Source organism: Curtobacterium sp. ME-Dv--P-122a (genome assembly GCF_030209645.1).
GTDB classification, from domain to species: Bacteria; Actinomycetota; Actinomycetes; order Actinomycetales; family Microbacteriaceae; genus Curtobacterium; species Curtobacterium flaccumfaciens.
The window spans coordinates 1-19,376 of the sequence record NZ_JARVRO010000007.1 but is presented as its reverse complement, the minus strand read 5'-3'; the positions used below and the strand labels follow the sequence as shown (position 1 = coordinate 19,376).

Sequence of the window (19,376 nt, the reverse complement as noted above, 5' to 3'; positions counted from 1 at the left end):
CCGACGCCACCCGCCTAGGATCGTGTCGCAGACCACGAGAAGGGGACAGCTGTGAGCGCTTCCGGAGGCACGAAGGCGATCTTCGCCGCACTCGGTGCCAACATCGGCATCGCGATCGTGAAGTTCATCGCGGCGGCGATCAGCGGATCCGCGTCGATGCTGGCCGAGGGCGTGCACTCCCTGGCCGACTCCGCGAACCAGCTCCTCCTGCTGCTCGGTGGCCGCAAGGCCCGGCGAGCGGCGGACCAGGAGCACCCCTTCGGCTACGGGCGTGAACGCTACGTCTACGCGTTCGTCGTCTCCATCATCCTGTTCTCGGTCGGCGGTGTGTTCTCGCTCTACGAGGGCATCGAGAAGCTCGCCCACCCGCACCCGCTCGAGAACTGGTGGCTCCCCCTCGTGGTGCTCGTCATCGCCATCGGGCTCGAGGGCTTCTCGCTCCGGACCGCCCTGCACGAGGCCCGACCACAGAAGGGCTCGCAGAGCTGGGTGCAGTTCGTCCGCCGCGCGAAGGCCCCGGAGCTGCCGGTCGTGATGCTCGAGGACACCGCGGCCCTGCTCGGCTTGGTCTTCGCCCTGTTCGGCGTGGGCCTGACCGCGATCACCGGCAACGGGGTGTTCGACGCGATCGGCACCATGCTCATCGCGGCGCTGCTCATCGCGGTCGCCGTGGTGCTCGGCATCGAGACGAAGAGCCTGCTCGTCGGCGAGGGCGCGACCGCCGCCGACGTCGAGCGCATCAAGCAGGCGGTGCTCGACGGCCCCGAGGTCGACGCGATCATCCACCTGAAGACCCTGTACCTCGGACCGGACGAGCTGATGGTCGGCGTGAAGGTCGCCGTCGACGGGGACCGCCGGCTCGGTGACGTCGCCGCCGGCATCGACACCGTCGAGCAGCGGGTCCGGAGCGCCGTGCCGATCGCCCGGGTGATCTACGTCGAACCGGACGTCCTGCGCACCGGGCCGCAGCCGCCGACCGAGGCGATCGTCATCCTCGCCGCGGACTGAAGAAGTCGTCGAGCAACTCGGCACACGCCTGCTCGAGCACGCCGCCGATGACCTCGGAGCGGTGCGGCAGCCGGCGGTCCCTGGCGATGTCGTAGACGCTGCCGCTGGCGCCCGCCTTCGGGTCCCACGCGCCGAACACGACCCGTGGCACCCGTGCGGCCATGACGGCGCCGGCGCACATCGGGCAGGGCTCGAGCGTCACCACGAGCGTGTGCTCCTCGAGGTGCCAGTCCCCCGTCACCGCCGCTGCAGCACGCAGCGCGAGGACCTCGGCGTGGGCCGTCGGGTCCTGTCGCGCCTCGCGCTCGTTCCGGCCGGTGGCGACCACGAGGCCGTCGCGGTCGAGCACCACGGCGCCGACCGGCACGTCGTCGGTCTCCAGGCACCGTCGGGCCTCGTCGAGCGCGCGCTCCATCGCCGGGACGAACGGGCGGGCTGCGGGCTCCTCCACGGGACCTCCTGACGGTCGTCGGCACGCTAGGCTCGACCCTATGCGAGTCCACGTCGCCGACCACCCGCTCATCACCCACAAGCTCTCGGTGCTCCGCGACCGTACGACGCCCTCCCCCACGTTCCGCGCCCTGACCGAGGAACTCGTCACGCTCCTCGCGTACGAGGCCACGCGGGGCGTCCGGGTCACGGCGACGCCGATCGACACGCCGGTGGCGCACACCATGGGCGTCGCGATCGCCAAGCCGCGGCCGCTCGTCGTCCCGATCCTCCGCGCCGGGCTCGGCATGCTCGAGGGCATGGTCAAGCTCGTCCCCACGGCCGAGGTCGGCTTCCTCGGCATGGCCCGCAACGAGGAGACGCTCGAGCCGCAGACCTACGCCGAGCGCCTGCCCGACGACCTGTCGGGTCGGCAGTGCTTCGTGCTCGACCCGATGCTCGCCACCGGTGGCACCCTCGCCGCCGCGATCGACTTCCTGTTCGCCCGCGGTGCGCAGGAGATCACGTGCGTGTGCATCCTCGGTGCCCCCGAGGGGCTCGCCATGGTCGAGCAGGCCGTCGGCGACCGCAACGTCTCGATCGTCCTCGGTGCCCTCGACGAGAAGCTCGACGAGAACGGGTACATCGTCCCGGGCCTCGGCGACGCCGGCGACCGGCTCTACGGCCTGGCCGAGTAGCGCAGACCCGCCACTTCGCGGACAGGAGGCGCGGTGCCGGCTGGCACCGCGCCTCCTGTCGTCCGTGCGGTCGCGCTCACCGCACCCGCCCGTTCCGGGCGTACCTGCCCGTTCCGGGCGTACCCGGTCGTTCCGGGCGTACCCGGTCGTTCCGGGCGTACCCGGTCGGTTCTTTCCACCCGGTACGCCCGATTCCACTTTCCATCGCGGGCGCAATGGGAAGAACGGGCGTAGGGCTCGACGTCCGTGCGGTCGCGCTCACCGCACCGTCCGTGCGGACGGTTGACACCGCGTTGGTATACCGCAGATACTCATCACATGACTGCAACCGTGTCCACCCGCGTCCTCTCCGAGGCGTGCTCCTCCGCAGGGGCAGTGGGGACCGTCGGCGTGATGATGCCGACCATGCCGGTCATGCGTTGTCGAATGTGTGCCTGATCGGCACCCGTTCCAGCCGGATCCCCCGCGACACCACCCCCGTCGCGAGCGCGTGATCCCCGGGTGACGGACACCGTCGGCGACGCGCACCACGTCACGAGGTCTGTCTCCCGTTCCCCCGGGTCAGCCCCGGTCCGCAGCAGGACCGCAGGGCACATCGGCGTACCGCCGTACCCGGGATGACGCATTCGACACCGGCCGCCGCGCCACCCGCGCACCGGCCACACCGCCCGGAGAACCACCATGTCGCTCACCATCGCCCAGCCCCGCACCGCGCTCCGCTCCGCACCGGCCCCGACCGACCTCGGCACCGTCACCCCGATCCGTCCGCGCCCGGCCTCGCCGGCAGCGACCGGACCGGCCACCGTTCCGACGAGCCCCGTGGTCGCGCCGCAGCGGAACCGCGCGCTCCCCGAGGGCACCGAGGCCCGCGGCTTCGCCCTGTACGTCGGCATCGACGAGGCGAAGGCCGCCGCCGCCGGCACGACCCTGGCCGCGGTGGTCGAGCAACTCAAGGCCCTCACCGCGCAGCTCGTCCCGTCGTCCGAGACGTACGCGGCCGTCGCCGTCGCCGCCGAGCACTCCGGCGGCCGTGACGTCGACGTCGTCCGCCTCGCCCTGCAGGACCGCTCCGCGGTGGCCGCCCGCAAGCAGGCCGAGAAGCCCGAGCCCGAGGAGACCGGCGTCGTCATCGACATCTCCCGGAAGCGCGTGACCCTCGACGGCGAAGCGGCACCCCTGACCTACAAGGAGTTCGAACTCCTGCAGTTCCTGGTCCTCCGCGAGGGCCAGACCGTCGACCGTTCCGCGATCATCGACGGCCTCTGGTCGGATGGTGAGGACGAGACCCCGAACGAGCGCACCATCGACGTGCACGTGCGTCGGCTCCGCTCCAAGCTCGGCGCGTTCGAGGAGATCGTCCGCACCGTGCGCGGCGTCGGCTACCGCTTCGACCGGCACGCGGACGTCGCCGTGCGGTACGCGTCGACCCCGTCGCCCGACCTCTTCTGAGCCTGATCGGCTGCTCTTGGTGAACTCGCAGCGAACCGGCCACGGAGAGGCTGGCGCGCCGTTACCGCTTCGTTATACAGTCGGTGGTGCAGACGGTGTTTGCTGTGGCACCGCCTGTGGAATGTGATTGCAGGAAACTCTTGGTGCAAGGGAGAGGGCCGGTCGCCGACAGGCGGCCGGCCCTCGTGCATGTCGCCCGGCTCCTGTCGGACCCCGTCGGTAGTGTGGTCAGACCGTACGACCGGAGGGAACGCGAACGTGAGCGAGACACGCCGCAGTGAGAAGGCGACCGCCGTCGCCGCCTGGGAAGCGCTCTTCCGCGCCCAGGTCGCCGTGATGCGGAGTCTCAACGCGGACTTCCCCGGCGACGAGATCTCGTTCAACGAGTACGACGTCTGCTTCAACCTGTCGACCCAGCCCGGCCGCCGCTGCCGGATGCGCGACCTCACCGGGCACCTGCTCCTCACCCAGCCGAGCGTCAGCCGCCTGGTCGACCGGCTGCTCGCCCGCGGCATCGTCGAGAAGCAGCCGGACCCCACCGACGCCCGCGGTGTGATCGTCGCACTGACCCCGCACGGCTTCGACGTCTACCGCCAGGTCGCCGTGCAGCACGCGGCGAGCATCGCGCAGCAGGTCGGCGCCGGGCTCTCCGACCCCGAACTGCGAACCCTCACGGAGCTCTGCACGAAGCTCCGGCTGGCGGTCGGCACGGCACCGAACCGACGGTCGACGGTCCGCCCGGTCGCTGCGGATGCGGCGACGGTGTGACCGGCGCGATCGTCTGGCTCCGTGACGACCTACGGCTGTCGGACAACCCGGCGCTCCGTGCAGCGATCGACCACGGCGGCGACGTCACGGTGGTGGTCGTCCTCGACGAGCAGTCCCCCGGGCTCCGTCCGATCGGTGCCGCGAGCCGCTGGTGGCTGCACCAGTCGCTGACCGCCCTCGACGCCGACCTGCGCGAGCGGGGTTCCCGGCTGGTCCTCCGACGCGGTGCCGCGGCGACGGTCATCGACCAGCTCGTCGCCGACACCGGGGCGGACGCCGTGTACTGGAACCGTCGGTACGGCGCCGTCGAGCGGGACATCGACGCCGGCATCAAGACGGCGCTGCACGACCGTGGCGTCGAGGCGCACAGCTTCGCCGCGAACCTGCTCTGGGAACCGTGGACGGTGCTCACCGGGCAGGGCGAGCCGTACAAGGTCTTCACCCCGTTCTGGAACGCCGTCCAGGCGCTGCCCGAACCGCGCCATCCCCTGCCCGACCCCGACGACCTGCCCGCTCCGGCCGACGTCACGGGTGATGCGCTGGCCGACTGGGCACTGCTGCCGACGAAGCCCGACTGGGCCGGCGGCCTCCGTGACGCCTGGACCCCGGGCGAGCACGGCGCGCAGCAGCAGCTCGAGCACTTCGTCGAGCACGCGCTCGAGGACTACGACCAGCGCGACGAGCCCGCGATGGAGGCCACGAGCAGCCTGTCGCCGTTCCTGCGGTGGGGCGAGATCAGCCCGTACCAGGTGTGGCACCGCCTGCACGAGCGGCTCGAGCCCGCGCAGCGCCAGAACGCGGCGGCGTTCCTCCGGCAGCTGGCGTGGCGCGAGTTCAACTGGAACGAGTACTTCCACTGCGACGACATCGCCACCGTCAACGTCCGTCGGAACTTCGACGCGTTCCCGTGGCGTGATCCGGAAGCGGCCGAGCTCGACCGCTGGCGGCAGGGTCTGACCGGCTTCGACCTGGTCGACGCGGGCATGCGCGAGCTCTGGCACAGCGGCGCCATGCACAACCGGGTGCGGCTGGCCGCCGGCAGCTTCCTCGTGAAGAACCTGCTCGTCGACTGGCGCGTCGGGGAGCAGTGGTTCTGGGACACCCTGGTCGACGCCGACCCCGCCAACAACGCGGCGAACTGGCAGTGGGTCGCGGGCTCCGGCTTCGACGCCGCCCCGTACTTCCGGGTCTTCAACCCCGATCGACAACTCGAGCGCTTCGACCCGCACCGCGAGTACGTGCACCGCTGGGTCCCCGCCGACGAGCTGCGCCCCGAGCCGATGGTCGACCTGAAGGCGTCGCGGCAGCGGGCGCTCGACGCCTACGAACGGATGCGGCGCTCGTGACCGGGTCGCACCCCGCGATCGCCGCGGTCGTCGACCAGGTCGACGAGCTGTTCCGTGCTCGCGTCGAGCAGGGCATCGCGCCGAGCAGCGTGTGGGGCGTGTTCGACCGCTCCGGCCTCGTCGCGTCCGGGGGCCACGGCGACCGCGGGGACGGCCGGCGACCGGACGCCGACACCGTGTACCGCATCGCCTCCTGCACCAAGAGCGTCACCGCCGCGACCCTGCTGACCCTCGTCGCCCGGGGCGCGCTCGACCTCGACGCGCCCATCACCGACTTCGTGCCGGCCTTCGGCACCGTCACCCTGCCGACCCCGGACTCCCCCGTCCCCACGGTGCGGATGCTGCTGACGATGTCGGCCGGGTTCCCCACAGACGACCCCTGGGCCGACCGGCAGGAGTCGATCTCGGACGCCGAGCTCGACGAGGTCCTGCGCGGCGGCCTGCTGTTCGACTCGCTGCCGGGCACCCGATTCGCCTACTCGAACCTGGGCTACGCGCTGCTCGGCCGGGTCGTCGCCGTCGTGACGGGGCAGCCCTTCACCGCGGCCGCCAGCGAGACCGTGCTCCGTCCCCTCGGACTCACCGACACGGTGTTCAGCGCGGACGAGTCCGGCGGCTTCGTCGTCACCGGTGCCCGCGGACACGAGGGCGACTGGGAACCACTGCCGATGACCGGCCCCGGCGCCTTCTCGTCGATCGGCGGGCTCTTCTCGACCGTGCGTGACCTGGCGCGCTGGGCGACGCACCTCGGTTCGGCGTTCTCCAGCGCACCGGGGCCCGGCCCGGTCTCCCCCGCTGACCGCCGGCTGATGCAGCAGGCCATGCGGGTCGTCCCGTCGTCCGTCGTCCCGGGTTCGGCCCGCGCGACGGCGTACGGCTTCGGGCTGTTCGTCGAGCAGGACGACCGCTTCGGCGAGCTTGTCTCGCACTCCGGCGGCTACCCGGGCTTCTCCGCGCACATGCGGTGGTCCGTGCGCGACGGCCTCGGGGTCGTCGCGTTCGAGAACGCCACGCAGGCCAAGGTCTTCGCGGCCGCCCAGCGGGCGCATGACCTCGTGCTCGACGCGCTGCTGACGGCCCACACACCCGACGCGCCGGGAGCCAGCACCGACGTGACCGGAGCGAGCACCGGGGTGGCGGCGACCACCCGCGCGACGCGAGCCGCCCAGGCCGCCGTGACGCGCCTCCTGGCCGACTGGCGGGACGACCTGGCGGACGCGATCTGCACGCCCAACGTGGCGATGGACGTTCCGTACGACCGGCGGCGGCGGGCGGTGGCGCAGGCCGTCGCGGACGTCGGCGCCGACCTCGGTGCCGCACCGGTGTCCGAGTACTCGGCGGCGCCGTCGCACCTGCGCTGGTGGCTCCCCGGCACCTGCGGGCGGCTGCGCGTCGAGATCCGGCTCGCCCCCGCCGCCGCGGGGCGCGTCCAGACCCTGAACGTCGTCGCCGAACCGTCGGAGCGCTGACCCGACGGCACCAGGCGGGCACCCGTCGGCTCAGACCGGCGGTCGACCGCCCACGAAACCGAGTGCCCGCGCGGCGACCCGGGTGCCCTCGCGGGCTGCCGCGCCGACGCGGACGAGATCCGTCGCCCACGCACGGACGAATCCGGCGACGAAGGCGTCCCCGGCCCCGATGGTGTCGACGACGGTCGCCGGTGTCGCGGGGACCCGGTGGACGCTGCGGCCCCGGCGCCCGATGAGCGCACCGTCGGCCCCGGCCGTGACGACGACCAGGGGGACGTGCTCGGTCAGCCGCCGCACCGCGGCGTCGAGGTCGTCACCCCCGGCGAGGGCGAGCGCCTCGTGCTGGTCGGGGAAGAGCACGTCGACGCCCTGCAGGGCTTCGAGGAACCGGTCGGCACCGATCGTCTCGATCACCGCCACCGACGAGGGGTCCACCGCCACGCGCGCCGGGCCGGTCCGGGCGCACGCCACCAGGTCGGCGAGCCGGTCGGCCCCGCCGCCGAGCATGGCAGCCCCGGTCAGGTGCACGATGTCGGCGCGGGCGACCACTGACGGCGGGACGTCGGCGGCGCTGATCTTCCCGCTCGCGGCGGGGTCGGACATCGCGGTGCGACCGTGGTCGTTGCGGACCGAGACGACGACCCCGGTGGACGTCATCGCGTCGTAGCGCAGGTGGGCGCGGACCCCGGCGTCCTCGAGTGCGCGCTCGTGCCGGTAGACGTCATCGACCCCGACACGGGCGACGACGTCGACCTCGGCCCCGAGCCAGCCGAGCCAGGTGGCCGTGTTGCCACCGGCACCGGTCGGCCGGTGGCGGATCTCCGCGGCGGGGTCGTGCACCCCGATCCGTTGCGCGGTGGTGTGCACGAGGACGCCGTCCAGGACGTCGCCGACGACCAGGAAGCGTTTTCCGGCGCCACGACGACGGCCCGCGACCACCCGTCCGGCGCGGGTCCCCTCGGGCCGTGACGGCGGCAGAGCGCCCTCGTACGGCATCGACATCCGCAACAGTGTACCCGGAGCCGAGTTTTTCTCCGTTTCTATCGGTGAAAACGGAGGTTCAGCGGAGAGATCGCACACAACGACCGATGGTGCCACTGATATACCGGCTGCTAGTATGTGGGCGGTCGCGCGACCACCGCCCCGACGACGGAGATGCCATGCCCAGGAAGCCCGACCCCACCCGCAAACCCGCGATCCTCGAGAAGGTGGTCGACCACTTCGTCGAGACCAAGATCGAGGACGTCACGGTCCGGGGCCTCGGCCGCGTACTCGGTACGAGCGCCTACCCGGTCGTCTACCACTTCGGCTCCCGCGACGCCCTGATCGACTCCGTCGTCGAGCACCTCGCGACCTCGCACCGAGCGCCCGCGCTCGACCCCGCCGCCGACACGGACGCCCTCGCCGACCACCTGGTCGCGACGTTCGGCGGGCTCGACGACCCGCACCGTGCGCTGGCCGCACGGCTCACCTTCGAACTCGGGTCGGTCGAGTCCCTCGACGGGCGGGACCGGCAGCGCCGCGCGCACCGCTGCCAGGTGGCCGCCATCCGGGCATGGTGCCGAGCACACGGCGCCGACCCCGTCCTCGCTGACCGTGCGGCTCAGCACACGGTCATGGCCGCCCGCGGAGCCCAGTGGGGCGCGCTCGTCGACTGCGCGCACACCGATGCCGACGCCGCACTGCGTCGCATCGCCCACGACCTGGCAGCCAGCACGGCCGACGCAGACCGCGTGCGCTGAGCGCACGCACCCACGCGATCGCGGACCGCTCGCCTACCCGGCGACGGGACACGGCGACCGCGGACGGCGACGGCTCACGGCCCGGAACGTGACCCGCACCACGAACGGGAGGCACGGTGCCAGCTGGCACCGTGCCTCCCGTTCGTCAGGTGGTCACCGTGGTGACCCGCCGACGCGGATCAGAGCGTGACGAACCGCTGCGACTTCGCGTTCTCGAAACGAGCGGCGACGTTCTCCCAGTCGACGATGTTCCAGACGGCCTTGACGTAGTCCGCCTTGACGTTCAGGTAGTCGAGGTAGAAGGCGTGCTCCCACATGTCGAGCATGAAGATCGGGACGAGACCGAACGGGATGTTGCCCTGCTGGTCGAAGAGCTGGAACGTGGTGAGCTTCTGGCCCACGGTGTCCCAGGCCAGCACGGACCAGCCGGAGCCCTGGATGCCGTTCGCGACGGCGGCGAACTGCGCCTGGAACTTCTCGAACGAACCGAAGAACTCGTCGATCGCCGCGGCGAGCTCGCCCTCGGGGACCTTCGTGTCCGGGCCGAGGTTGGTCCAGAAGATCGAGTGGTTCACGTGACCACCGAGGTGGAACGCGAGGTCCTTCTCGAGCTTGTTGATCGCGCCGAAGTTGCCGGACTCACGGGCCTCACCGAGCTGCTGCAGCGCGGTGTTGGCACCGGTCACGTAGGCCTGGTGGTGCTTGTCGTGGTGCAGCTGCATGATCTTGCCGCTGATGTGCGGCTCGAGCGCGGCGTAGTCGTACGGCAGTTCCGGCAGGGTGTACTCAGCCATGTGAGGTCCTTTCGATCAGTGGGTTGTGGACGCGGCTCCGCGGCTCACGAGAGCCGGGAACGATCGGTGAGGGAGTGGAATTCCCGGTTGTGGTAGACCAGCGGCTCGCCGCGGTCGGCGCCGACGATGATGTCGAGCACCTCGGCCACGACGACGGTCGAGCTGCCGATGGGCGTCGTCGACAGCGGTCGGCAGCGGAGTGCACTCGCCGCACTCGGCAGGTAGCGGTCGCCGGACGGCAACGTGCCCCAGATCGGGTCGTCGGCGGCCGGGCTGCCGGTCGAGGCGAAGCGCCTCGCGAGTGCGACCCCGAGGGAGTCGACCAGGTGCACGACGAACAGCGGCGCACCGAGCACGACCCCGGCCGAGCCGGAGTTCGTCGAGAGCGAGAAGACGAGGACGGGCGGGTCGACGGCGACGCTCGCGACGCTCGAGGCGGTGAGGCCGGTCGGTCCGTCGGGGCCTTCGGCCGTGATGACGGCGACGCCGGCAGGGTGCCCGCGGAAGGCGGACTTGTACGCGTCGGCGATGGTGGCCGGTGCTTCGTCGGGCATGGTGATCGTGGTCGTTCCTTCGGGAGGGGCTGCCGTCACTCGGCGGCTGTCACCCAACGTATGACCTGAACCCTGGTTGAGGTCAACGATTCACAGGTTCGGGCGTGGCCGGGCGCGCCGTGGCGGGCACTTCGTGAGCAGGAATGGTCGGGTCACGCACGGCGACCCGACCATTCCTGCTCACGTAGCGCAGCGACGCTCGCGGCGCGCGGCGCCCGCGCGACCGCTCAGCGGCGCTTGAGCATGACGAGCGCGCCCGCGGCCGCCACCACCATGAGCACCGCGGCGACACCCGCCGTGATCGTCACGCCGGAGTCGAATGCCGCCCGAGCCGACTCGAGCAGCACCTGCCCGGCGCTGCCGCCGAGTTGCCCCGCCGCGGCGACCGCGCCGCCGAGGGTCTCCTGCGCCGCGACGTGCGCCGCCGAGGACAACCCGTCGGGCACCACGACGTGCGCCCGGTAGGTCGTCGCCAAGATCGTGCCGAGGACCGCGGTGCCGAGCACGGCGCCGATCTCGTACGCCGTCTCGGACATCGCCGACGCCGCACCCGCCTTGTCCGCCGGTGCCGTCGAGATGATCAGATCGTTCGTCACCGTCTCGGACGCGCCGATCCCGATGCCGAGCAGCACGAACGCGAACGCCAGGGCAGCGATGGAGGCGTGGTGTCCGAGGACCGCGACGAGGGCGTACGCCGCCGCCGAGAACAGCAGCGCGACCGACACGACCCAGCGCGGGGCGACACGCGCCACGATCGGCACGACCGCGAGCCCGGCGACGATGGTCAGGACCGACCCCGGGATGAGGACGATGCCGGATGCGAACGGGTCGAGCCCCGCCACGAGCTGCAGGTGCTGGGCGATGAAGAACAGGAACCCGGTGAGCGAGAACATCGCCGCCAGGTTCATCAGCACACTGCCGGTGAAGGCCGTGCTGCGGAACAGCCGCAGGTCGAGCATCGGCGTGCGGGACCGCAACTGCCGACGGACGAACGCGATGCCGCAGACGACACCGACGGCGAGCATGGCGATCGCGAGGCCGCGCTCCTCGGGGTGCACGACCGACTTGATGGCCCAGGCGATCGGTGCGAGGGCGCCGAGGGACAGGAACATGCTCGGCAGGTCGACCGGCCCGGGCATCGGGTCGCGGGACTCCGGCACGCAGAACGGCACGCCGACGAGCATGAGCACGAGGATCGGCACCGCGACCAGGAACACGCTGCCCCAGTGGAAGTGCGCGAGCAGCGCGCCGCCGACGAGCGGCCCGAGCGCGTTGCCGGCCGCGAACATCGTCGACCAGACGGCGAGCGCCATCCGCCGCTCCCCCGCGTCCACGAACACGTTGCGGATGATCGAGAGCGTGGCGGGCATGAGCATCGCGCCGAAGACGCCCATCGCGATCCGGGCCGCGACGAGCATCCAGGCGTCGGTCGCGAACGCCGCGGCCACCGAGAACAGGGCGAAGCCGGTCGCACCGATCACCAGGATCCGCCGGCGGCCGATGCGATCACCGATGCTGCCCATCACGACGAGCAGGCCGGCGAGCACCAGCGGGTACGCGTCCACGATCCAGAGCTGCGTGGTGGCGTCCGGGTTCAGCGCGCGGCTGATCGACGGCAGCGCGAAGCTCAGGATGGTGTTGTCGACCGAGATGAGCAGGACCGGCAGCATGAGCACGGCGAGCGCGAGGAACCGTCGGGCGCGGCTCCCGGTGACGCGGGTGGCGACGGGGCTGGTGAGCAGTGCGGACACGGCGGACTCCTGGGACTTCGAGCCGGACCAGGTCGACGGCGGGTGGTACGTGGGGCAGACGAGACGGGACGCGGGATGGACACGCGCCCCGTCAGGACTCCGTTAGTATACCGTCCGGACGGTTTTGGTTGCAAATGCAACTGACGACGGCCGGGAGGCCCGTGGCGGTCCCGCCACGGGCCTTGCATCGGTCCACTGGTCGCGTCGTCGGGCCTACGCCGATTCGCGGAGCAGCAACCGGTGGCGCACCGTGCGCTGCACGGCTGCGCCCGAGCGCGGCAGCTCGCCCGCGAGCATGCCGAGGGCCAGGTCGAGGGCCTGACCGGCGACCTCGTCGAGGTCGACGGCGAGCGTGGTGAGCGTCGGCGCGACGAGCGTCCCGAGCGGCAAGCCGTCGACGCCGACCACACGGACGTCACCGGGGACGTCGACGCCGGCACGACGGCAGGCCGACAGCACGCCGAGGGCCAGCACGTCGTTGAACGCCAGGACAGCGTCCACCCGGCGGTGCTCGGCGAGGATCCGTTCGGTCCGTTCGGCGCCGGCCTCTGCGGTGGGCGCGGACGCGACGACGAGGTCGGGCAGGTACCCGCGACGCCGGAGTGCCGCGACCATGTGCTCCCCGCGCTGGCTCGGCACGCCGTCGGCGGCGGCGTCGAGCACGACGGGGTGCTTCACCCCGACGTCGACGAGGTGGTCGGCGAGGTCATCGATCGCGGCGGTCGGGTCGATCCGGACCGCGGCGCGGGTCACCGGCCCCGAGGGGTCGAGTTCGACGACCGGGACCGAACCGAGCCGTTCGATCCACTCCGGCGCACGGGACCCGAGGTAGCCGATCACGACGTCGGTCTGGGCGCCGAGGGACTCCACCATCCGGTCCGAGTCGCTCGCGAGCCCGACGTCGGCGAGCATGACGTTCCACCCGCGGGCGGCGGCCAGGCCGAGCACCGCGGATGCGAGTGCCGGTGCGTAGGGGTTCCGTAGGTCGTTGACGACGAGCCCGAGCTGGTGGTCGCCACCCGTGACGAGCCCACGGCCGAAGCGCGACGGACGGTAGTCGAGCGCCGCCGCGGCCTGGAGCACACGGTCCTTGGTCGCCGCGCTGATGCCGGACATGCCGTTCATCGCGCGGGTGACGGTCTGCCGGGACACCCCGGCGGCCGCGGCGACGTCGATGATCGTCGCGCGGCCGCCCGGGGTCAGGCGCGGAGGTCCAGCCATGCCACCTGTTCCGGGGAGAGGTCGACGGAGAGGCCCGTCATGGACGACCGGGCCTCCGCGATCGTACGGGGTCCGAAGAGCGGGAACGTCGGGAACGGCTGGTTGAGCACGTACGCCAGCGCGATCGCCGTCGCGGGGACGCCGAACTGCTCGCCCAGTTCGCGCGCACGCCGGAGCCGCTCGAAGTTGTCGTCCGAGTAGTAGCAGCGGACGAGCTCGGCGTCGCTGGTGTCCTCGGGAGTCGCACGGCCGGTGAAGAACCCGCGGGCCTGCGAGGACCATGGCAGCAACGGGACCTGACGTTCCTCCAGCCACGCCTTCGATGCCGCATCGGTCGCGTGTTCGCAGCCGTCCCACGGCACGTCGTACGCCTCGGCGAGACCGAAGTGGTTGCTGAGCACCTCGAACCCGTGCTTGCCGTTGGCCCGTGCGTAGGCGTTCGCCTCGTCGAACCGTGCGGGGGTCCAGTTCGAGCCGCCGTAGACGCGGATGCGCCCGGCTCGGCGGTGTTCGTCGAGCACGTCGACGAACTCCCCCACCGGGATGTCGGGGTTGTCGCGGTGCATCATGTAGATGTCCGCGTAGTCGGTGCCCTGGCGCTCGAGGCTCTCGAGCAGCTGCCGGGTGATCGACTCCGGGTCACAGTGAGGGGTGTGGGCGCCCTTCGTGATGACCACCACGTCCTCGCGGATCCCCCGGTTCTGGATCCACTTGCCGAGCCGACCCTCGAGCACCCCGCCGCCGTAGATGTAGCCGGTGTCGAACACGTTGCCGCCCTGCTCGACGAACAGGTCGAAGATCGCGCTGGCGTGTGCCAGGTCGGGCTGGTTGTCGACGCCCATCACCAGGCGGGACATCCGCTTGCCGACGCCCGGCACCTCGCCGTAGCGCATCGGGTTGCCGTCCTGCACGGTGAGCGGTCGGCCGGACACCGTCGGGATGTCGGCGGTCTCGGCCTCGAAGGGGTAGCGCAGGCTGATCGCCGCGCGCCACCTGTCGAGCGTGCGGGCGGTGGCGAGGGTCTCGCCGGTGGTCATCTGCGCCGCTTCGACCGCACCGGCACGCAGGGCGTCGGTGGTGGCGTCGGCTTCTCGGGCGTAGGGGTGCTCACCCGCGAACGAGAGCGAGCGAGGGGGTTCGTCGACGGTGTGGATCTCGATGGTGGGATCGTCGCCCAGGGTCCACGGGTCGGTGAGCACGATGCGACCGCGCGAGCCGTACACCGACACGGCGTTGTCGTCCTGCACGAAGACGCCGGTCCGGACCGTCGCCGTGATCCCGCCCTTGTAGGTGAGCTGCGCGACCGTCCACTCGTCGACCCCGGTCGGCCCGAGCGTGCCCGTGGCGGTGAGGTCCACCGGCTCGGCGACGGCGACCCCGGTTGCGGCCTGCACGATCGCCGCGGCCATCGTCACCGGGTACCCGCCGACGTCGAGGATCCCGCCGCCGGCGGTGTCGACGTCGAACAGGCGACCGGTGCGCTCGCCCGTCCGGAACGCGAACGAGGCGTCGACGTGGGTCACGTCGCCGATCACGCCGTCGCGGATCAGGTCGAGCAGTGCCGCGGTCTGCGGGTGGAAGCGGTACATGAACGCCTCGACGAGCGGCAGGCCGGCCTGGCGCGCAGCATCGGTGAGTGCCATCGCGGTGCCGTGGTTCACGGCGAGGGGCTTCTCGCACAGGACGGCCTTGCCGGCCTCGAGTGCGGCGAGGACGAGTCGGGCGTGCCCGGTGTGCACGGTCGAGACGTAGACGGCGTCCACCCGCGGGTCGGCGAGGACGTCGTCGTAGGTACCGGCGGTCACGTCCGCGAACCCGAACCCGGCGGCCTCGTCGGCGAAGACCTGCGCCCGCTCGGCGGACGAACTGCCGGCCGCGACCAGGACACCCCCGCTGGCGGGCAGCTGCGAGAGGAAGCGTCGGGCGATGCCGCCGGGGCCGAGGACGGCCCACCCGGGGCGGTCGGTGGCGGTCGAGGTCGGGGTGGTGGCGGTGTTCGCCGTCTGCGCTGACATGCGGATCCTTGTCGTCTCGTGAACCTTCACGGTCGTCTCGACGCTAGCGGGCGCCGGAGCGATCGGCAATGGCCCCGAGGGAATTCGTGAGCGTTCACGGCCGCGACGGCGGAGCTGGCGTCCGCGCCCCCCGGAACTGCTCCTAGACTCTCGGCATGGCCAGTGCCCGCGACCGTGTCCTCGACAGCTTCGTCGCCATCGTGTGCGAGGAGGGCGAGCGTCCCGCCACACTCGACGCCGTCGCCGCGCGCGCCGGTGTCTCGAAGGGCGGCCTGCTCTACCACTTCGGCTCCAAGGCCGCGCTGGTCGAGGGGCTCTGCGAGCGACTGTCGGACCTGTCCGCGATCGACGTCGAGCGCATGCAGGAGGCCGAGGACGGCGCCGCGCGCTACTTCGTCCGCAACTGCCTGTTCGTCGGCAGCGAGCTGGACCTCGCCCTGCTCGCCGCGAGCCGCCTGCAGCAGGCCGGCTACGAAGAGGCCGGACGTACCCTCGACGACACCGAGAACGCCTGGCTCGCGACCCTCGTCGACGCCCTCGGCGACGAGCCGACCGCGCAGGCCGTCAAGCTCCTCGGCGACGGGCTGTACCACCAGGCCTCACTCGGTGCCGCGAGCGACGTGCGACCGAAGCGGGGCAGCGTCGACATGGAGACCCTGCTCACCGTCGTCGACCGTCTGATCGCGACGCGACCGGGAGCGTGAACCGGCACACCTCCGGCTGGGGATAGACTGGGGAACGATCCACTCGTCGACACCCGGAGGTATCCCGTGGGCCGCGTCATCGCCGCTGTTTTCTCGATCCTGCTGCTGCTGGTGTCGATGTACCTGTTCGGGTTCGCCTTCCAGGTCGAGTCGGGCCAGGCCTTCGTCTTCATGGCCGGCGTGCTCCTGATGAGCCTCTCCTTCTTCCTGCCGATCCACGTGTTCGGCAAGCGCTAGCCAGCAAGCACCGCCGCTGACCAGCAAGCACTGATCAGCACACACAGAACGGCCCCGCACCTCACCGGTGCGGGGCCGTTCTGTGTGGCGTGTCCGGTGCCTCAGACCGGGAGGCGCAGGGACCGCAGCGTCACCGCGGTGCTGATCGCCGCGTGTGCGGCCTCGGCGCCCTTGTCCTCCTTGGAGTCGGGCAGCCCGGCTCGGTCGAGCCCCTGCTGCTCGTCGTCCAGCGTGAGCACGCCGAACCCGACGGGCTTGCCGGTGTCGATCGCGACCTGCGTCAGGCCGTTCGTCGCAGCACCCGAGACGTACTCGAAGTGCGGGGTGCCGCCGCGGATGATGACGCCGAGCGCGACCGCCGCATCGAAACCGGCCTCGAGCGCGGTCTTCGCGACCACGGGCAGCTCGAAGCTGCCGGGGACGGGGATGACCTCGGCCGTCGCCCCGAGCCGCTCGACCTCGCGCTGTGCGCCGGCCAGCAGGCCCGCGGCGATGGTGTCGTGCCACTGTCCGGCGATGACGGCCACCCGGATCCCGGTGCCGTCGACCTGGTCGCGGTCCGCCGCGCCTGCTCCGCTCATCGTGTCGTTCCTTCCGTGGGCGCTGCGGTCGCTGCCGCCGCCCGGTCTGCCGCGTCCAGCCACTCGGCGAGCGCGGCGATGGTGATGACGGGCACGCCCTCGCGTGCCCCGAGTCCGACGAGCGCCGGCAGCCGCATCATGCTGCCGTCCTCGTCGACGATCTCGCAGATCGCCGCAGCGGGCCGGAGTCCGGCCGCTGTGACGAGCTCGATCGCTGCTTCGGTGTGCCCGGCGCGCTCCCGGACCCCGCCCGGTCGTGCGCGCAGGGGCACCACGTGTCCGGGTCGGTGCAGGTCGTCGCGCACCGAGGTCGGGTCGGCGAGGACCCGTAGCGTACGGGCGCGGTCGTGGGCGCTGATGCCCGTGGTCACGCCGACGGCGGCGTCGACGGTGACCGTGTAGGCCGTGCCGCGGACGTCCTCGTTGTGCGCCACCATCGGCGGCAGGTCGAGGGCGTCGGCGATCTCGGTGCTGACCGGCGCGCAGATGAACCCGGACGAGTGCGCCACGGTCCACGCGATCCACTCCGGCGAGGCGAGCTCGGCGGACAGGATGACGTCCCCCTCGTTCTCGCGGTCCTCGTCGTCGACGACGATCACCGGGCGCCCGGCGGCGATCGACGCAATCGCGGCCTCGATGGTCGACAACCCGAGTGCCTGCGGGACGGCACCGGCCTCGGCGACCATCACCGGGCCTCCGATCCGACGGTCTCGAGCGACTGCGCCGCGGCGTCGAGCCGCAGCATGCGGCGGACGTGCCGTGCCAGGACGTCGGTCTCGACGTTCACCCGGTCACCCGGCACGCGGAGCCCGAGCGTCGTCGCCTCGAGCGTCTCGGGGATCAGGCTCACCTCGAACCAGGCCGCGTCGGGCGCGGTGTCCTCGGGTGAGACCGCGCTGACCGTGAGCGAGACGCCGTCGAGCGCGATCGAGCCCTTGTCGACCACGAGCGGGCTGAGTGCGGGCGCGAGCGAGAACCGCACGCGCCGCCAGCCGTCACCGTCGGCCGTCTCGAGCACCGTGGCGGTGCCGTCGATGTGGCCCTGCACGATGTGCCCGCCCAGGCGGTCACCCACCGAGGCGGCGCGCTCGAGGTTCAGGCGGTCCCCCACCCGGAGTGCACCGTGGGCGCTCATGTCGAGGGTCTGCTTCATGACGAAGGCGGTGAAGGTCTCGGGGGTCTGCTCGACGACGGTCAGGCAGACACCACTCGTCGCGATCGAGTCGCCGTGCCGGGCGTCCTGCACGACGACGGGGCCGTGGACGGTGAGCGCGACGGAGTCGCCCTGCTGCTCGACGGCGGTGACGGTGCCGAGTTCCTCGATGATGCCGGTGAACACTGGTGTCCTCTCAACGGGACTCCGGGGGCGTTCGACGATCGTCGGCATCGACGGACGGGTCGCACCCCACGGGTCGTGGGGTCGTCCTGTCCGCCCAGCGCGCCTCCCATCCGGACTTTCACCGTCGGTCCCGGAATCCCACCGGGTCAACCTCTGTCGGGTTCGCACCCGTCATCAGTTCGTGGACTGTCACCACCGGCTCGGAATTACACCGACCCCGGAGCGCTTGCGTAATCGGAACGATACCCCAGGCCGCTGACGGCCGCGCCACGGTGGCAGGGCCGTCGTAACCGGGCGTCTCCCCCGGGCACGGTGAGCACGTGGCACCCGCGGTGACCGGCGTCCGCATCCCGCGTCCCGCGTCCGGCGTCCGGCGTCCGGCGTCCGCACTGCGACGATGCACGAGTCGATCGACGAGCGGTCCGTCGGAACATGCACACGCATCCGATGCGCCGACACGTTTCGACAGGACATCCGTCGATCCTCCGGTGTTCTGTCGTGGAACGCGCACGCCCCTCCGGGCATGGTGACGAGGGGCGCCACGGTGCGACGCCCCTCGTCACCCGCCGGTCAGTGCCGGCGACGGAGCACGAGCGTGCCCGCTCCGGCGAGGAGCAGCAGGAGCGCGAACCCGGCGGGCAGGACCGGCGAGCCGGCTCCCGTGTAGGCGAGCTCCGGCTGGCCGTCACCTGCCGCGGCTGCTGCCGCGACGGTCCCGGCGCTGGTGCGGACCCCGCTGGTGGCAGCGGTCGTGGTGGTCACCACACCCGCAGTGGAGGCCCGGGTCGGCTCGACGACGCCGACCACGCCCACCGGGATGGTCGCCGTGCCGGGCGTGGTGCCGGTGTCGGTGCCCGTCCCGTCGGTGGGGACGGTGCCCGGGTCGGTACCGGGGTCCGTACCGGGGTCGGTACCGGGGTCGGTGCCGGGGTCCGTGCCCGGGTCGGTGCCGGGGTCCGTGCCCGGGTCCGTCCCGGGGTCGGTCCCGGGGTTCGTGCCGGTGCCGGGGGTGGTGCTGGTGCCGTCACCGACGATGCCGATCCCGTTGCCGCCGATCGTGATCGGCAGGCTGATCACCGGGGTGACCTGGGTGCCGGAGAGCAGGCCGCCGTCGCCGGAGGTCGAACCGCCGGTCGTCGGGGTCGTGGTGCCGGTGGCCGGAGCCGTGGCGCCGCCGGTGCTCGTGCCGTCACCGAGGACGCCGATGCCGTTGCCACCGATCGTCACCGGGACGTCGACGACCGGGGACACCTGCGTGCCCGAAGCCGTGC

General features: G+C 72.0%; 20 protein-coding genes and 1 riboswitch. Of the genes, 9 read left to right on the top strand and 11 right to left on the bottom strand.

Going from position 1 to position 19,376, the window contains the following annotated elements; genetic code table 11:
- The first annotated feature begins 51 nt into the window (after positions 1-51).
- Positions 52-1,008 carry a cation diffusion facilitator family transporter gene (locus QRN49_RS08770; protein WP_027466331.1) on the top strand — a complete coding sequence of 319 codons (957 nt, stop codon included), beginning with the start codon at positions 52-54 and terminating at the stop codon, positions 1,006-1,008.
- Here QRN49_RS08770 and QRN49_RS08765 read toward each other — a convergent pair.
- Positions 989-1,423 (bottom strand): nucleoside deaminase, encoded by a 435-nt coding sequence (locus tag QRN49_RS08765; protein ID WP_071406338.1) that lies wholly within the window; start codon positions 1,421-1,423, stop codon positions 989-991. The genes QRN49_RS08770 and QRN49_RS08765 overlap by 20 nt on opposite strands.
- Before the next feature lie 76 nt (positions 1,424-1,499).
- Between QRN49_RS08765 and upp the strand changes: the two genes are divergently transcribed.
- From upp to QRN49_RS08740, 5 genes are all read left to right on the top strand, one after another.
- Positions 1,500-2,135, top strand: a complete 636-nt coding sequence (gene upp / locus QRN49_RS08760; protein ID WP_071406290.1) for a uracil phosphoribosyltransferase — start codon at positions 1,500-1,502, stop codon at positions 2,133-2,135.
- Positions 2,136-2,816: 681 nt separating this feature from the next.
- Positions 2,817-3,584 (top strand): winged helix-turn-helix domain-containing protein, encoded by a 768-nt coding sequence (locus tag QRN49_RS08755; protein WP_111029368.1) that lies wholly within the window; start codon positions 2,817-2,819, stop codon positions 3,582-3,584.
- A gap of 258 nt (positions 3,585-3,842) precedes the next feature.
- Positions 3,843-4,352, top strand: a complete 510-nt coding sequence (locus QRN49_RS08750; RefSeq protein WP_181242982.1) for a MarR family winged helix-turn-helix transcriptional regulator — start codon at positions 3,843-3,845, stop codon at positions 4,350-4,352.
- On the top strand, positions 4,349-5,698 hold the full coding sequence (locus QRN49_RS08745) for a cryptochrome/photolyase family protein (RefSeq protein ID WP_284755173.1): 1,350 nt from the start codon (positions 4,349-4,351) through the stop codon (positions 5,696-5,698). The genes QRN49_RS08750 and QRN49_RS08745 overlap by 4 nt, the downstream gene beginning before the upstream one ends.
- The gene (locus QRN49_RS08740; RefSeq protein WP_284755172.1) at positions 5,695-7,167 is read left to right on the top strand and encodes a serine hydrolase domain-containing protein; all 1,473 of its coding nucleotides are present in this window, start codon (positions 5,695-5,697) and stop codon (positions 7,165-7,167) included. Before QRN49_RS08745 ends, QRN49_RS08740 begins: the two co-directional genes overlap by 4 nt.
- A gap of 30 nt (positions 7,168-7,197) precedes the next feature.
- On the opposite strand, the gene QRN49_RS08735 is transcribed toward QRN49_RS08740, so the two are convergent.
- A complete protein-coding gene (locus QRN49_RS08735) occupies positions 7,198-8,169 on the bottom strand; it encodes a carbohydrate kinase family protein (protein WP_284755171.1) in 972 nt (323 codons plus the stop codon).
- 158 nt (positions 8,170-8,327) lie between these two features.
- On the opposite strand from QRN49_RS08735, the gene QRN49_RS08730 reads away from it, so the two are divergent.
- Positions 8,328-8,909: a TetR/AcrR family transcriptional regulator gene (locus tag QRN49_RS08730; protein WP_111022222.1), complete on the top strand. Its 582-nt coding sequence runs from the start codon at positions 8,328-8,330 to the stop codon at positions 8,907-8,909.
- Between the two features lie 179 nt (positions 8,910-9,088).
- Here QRN49_RS08730 and QRN49_RS08725 read toward each other — a convergent pair whose 3' ends face one another.
- The 5 genes from QRN49_RS08725 to QRN49_RS08705 form a co-directional block, all read right to left on the bottom strand.
- Positions 9,089-9,703 (bottom strand): superoxide dismutase, encoded by a 615-nt coding sequence (locus QRN49_RS08725; RefSeq protein ID WP_027466323.1) that lies wholly within the window; start codon positions 9,701-9,703, stop codon positions 9,089-9,091.
- Positions 9,704-9,747: 44 nt separating this feature from the next.
- Positions 9,748-10,257: a flavin reductase family protein gene (locus tag QRN49_RS08720; RefSeq protein WP_194623865.1), complete on the bottom strand. Its 510-nt coding sequence runs from the start codon at positions 10,255-10,257 to the stop codon at positions 9,748-9,750.
- Positions 10,258-10,484: 227 nt separating this feature from the next.
- Entirely contained in the window at positions 10,485-12,008 is a 1,524-nt protein-coding gene (locus tag QRN49_RS08715; RefSeq protein ID WP_111022220.1) for an MFS transporter, read from the bottom strand.
- A gap of 213 nt (positions 12,009-12,221) precedes the next feature.
- Positions 12,222-13,229, bottom strand: coding sequence for a LacI family DNA-binding transcriptional regulator (locus tag QRN49_RS08710; RefSeq protein WP_284755170.1), 1,008 nt, complete (start codon positions 13,227-13,229; stop codon positions 12,222-12,224).
- Positions 13,208-15,244: an aldo/keto reductase gene (locus QRN49_RS08705; protein ID WP_284755169.1), complete on the bottom strand. Its 2,037-nt coding sequence runs from the start codon at positions 15,242-15,244 to the stop codon at positions 13,208-13,210. Before QRN49_RS08705 ends, QRN49_RS08710 begins: the two co-directional genes overlap by 22 nt.
- 155 nt (positions 15,245-15,399) lie before the next feature.
- Between QRN49_RS08705 and QRN49_RS08700 the strand changes: the two genes are divergently transcribed.
- Both QRN49_RS08700 and QRN49_RS08695 read left to right on the top strand, forming a co-directional pair.
- On the top strand, positions 15,400-15,948 hold the full coding sequence (locus QRN49_RS08700) for a TetR/AcrR family transcriptional regulator (protein ID WP_259477420.1): 549 nt from the start codon (positions 15,400-15,402) through the stop codon (positions 15,946-15,948).
- Positions 15,949-16,014: 66 nt separating this feature from the next.
- The gene (locus tag QRN49_RS08695; protein ID WP_017888559.1) at positions 16,015-16,185 is read left to right on the top strand and encodes a hypothetical protein; all 171 of its coding nucleotides are present in this window, start codon (positions 16,015-16,017) and stop codon (positions 16,183-16,185) included.
- Between the two features lie 101 nt (positions 16,186-16,286).
- Here QRN49_RS08695 and ribH read toward each other — a convergent pair whose 3' ends face one another.
- From ribH to QRN49_RS08675, 4 genes are all read right to left on the bottom strand, one after another.
- Positions 16,287-16,766 carry a 6,7-dimethyl-8-ribityllumazine synthase gene (gene ribH, locus QRN49_RS08690; RefSeq protein WP_209082239.1) on the bottom strand — a complete coding sequence of 160 codons (480 nt, stop codon included), beginning with the start codon at positions 16,764-16,766 and terminating at the stop codon, positions 16,287-16,289.
- Positions 16,763-17,452, bottom strand: coding sequence for a 3,4-dihydroxy-2-butanone-4-phosphate synthase (ribB, locus tag QRN49_RS08685; RefSeq protein WP_284755168.1), 690 nt, complete (start codon positions 17,450-17,452; stop codon positions 16,763-16,765). Before ribB ends, ribH begins: the two co-directional genes overlap by 4 nt.
- Complete coding sequence (locus QRN49_RS08680) at positions 17,452-18,105, bottom strand: riboflavin synthase (RefSeq protein WP_071247477.1); 654 nt, start codon at positions 18,103-18,105, stop codon at positions 17,452-17,454. Before QRN49_RS08680 ends, ribB begins: the two co-directional genes overlap by 1 nt.
- Positions 18,106-18,199: 94 nt before the next feature.
- Positions 18,200-18,334, bottom strand: a riboswitch (FMN riboswitch).
- A gap of 341 nt (positions 18,335-18,675) precedes the next feature.
- The coding region (locus tag QRN49_RS08675; RefSeq protein ID WP_502868997.1) for an LAVTG motif-containing sortase-dependent surface protein at positions 18,676-19,376 on the bottom strand (701 nt) is incomplete at its 5' end.

What these genes read in the sequence shown, in the direction of transcription:
- QRN49_RS08735 (WP_284755171.1), bottom strand. Translation starts at nt 8,169, where the DNA reads ATGTCGATGCCGTACGAGGGCGCTCTGCCGCCGTCACGGCCCGAGGGG.
- QRN49_RS08730 (WP_111022222.1), top strand. Translation starts at nt 8,328, where the DNA reads ATGCCCAGGAAGCCCGACCCCACCCGCAAACCCGCGATCCTCGAGAAG.
- QRN49_RS08700 (WP_259477420.1), top strand. Translation starts at nt 15,400, where the DNA reads ATGGCCAGTGCCCGCGACCGTGTCCTCGACAGCTTCGTCGCCATCGTG.
- QRN49_RS08705 (WP_284755169.1), bottom strand. Translation starts at nt 15,244, where the DNA reads ATGTCAGCGCAGACGGCGAACACCGCCACCACCCCGACCTCGACCGCC.
- QRN49_RS08755 (WP_111029368.1), top strand. Translation starts at nt 2,817, where the DNA reads ATGTCGCTCACCATCGCCCAGCCCCGCACCGCGCTCCGCTCCGCACCG.
- QRN49_RS08710 (WP_284755170.1), bottom strand. Translation starts at nt 13,229, where the DNA reads ATGGCTGGACCTCCGCGCCTGACCCCGGGCGGCCGCGCGACGATCATC.
- QRN49_RS08720 (WP_194623865.1), bottom strand. Translation starts at nt 10,257, where the DNA reads ATGCCCGACGAAGCACCGGCCACCATCGCCGACGCGTACAAGTCCGCC.
- ribH (WP_209082239.1), bottom strand. Translation starts at nt 16,766, where the DNA reads ATGAGCGGAGCAGGCGCGGCGGACCGCGACCAGGTCGACGGCACCGGG.
- ribB (WP_284755168.1), bottom strand. Translation starts at nt 17,452, where the DNA reads ATGGTCGCCGAGGCCGGTGCCGTCCCGCAGGCACTCGGGTTGTCGACC.
- upp (WP_071406290.1), top strand. Translation starts at nt 1,500, where the DNA reads ATGCGAGTCCACGTCGCCGACCACCCGCTCATCACCCACAAGCTCTCG.
- QRN49_RS08765 (WP_071406338.1), bottom strand. Translation starts at nt 1,423, where the DNA reads ATGGAGCGCGCGCTCGACGAGGCCCGACGGTGCCTGGAGACCGACGAC.
- QRN49_RS08725 (WP_027466323.1), bottom strand. Translation starts at nt 9,703, where the DNA reads ATGGCTGAGTACACCCTGCCGGAACTGCCGTACGACTACGCCGCGCTC.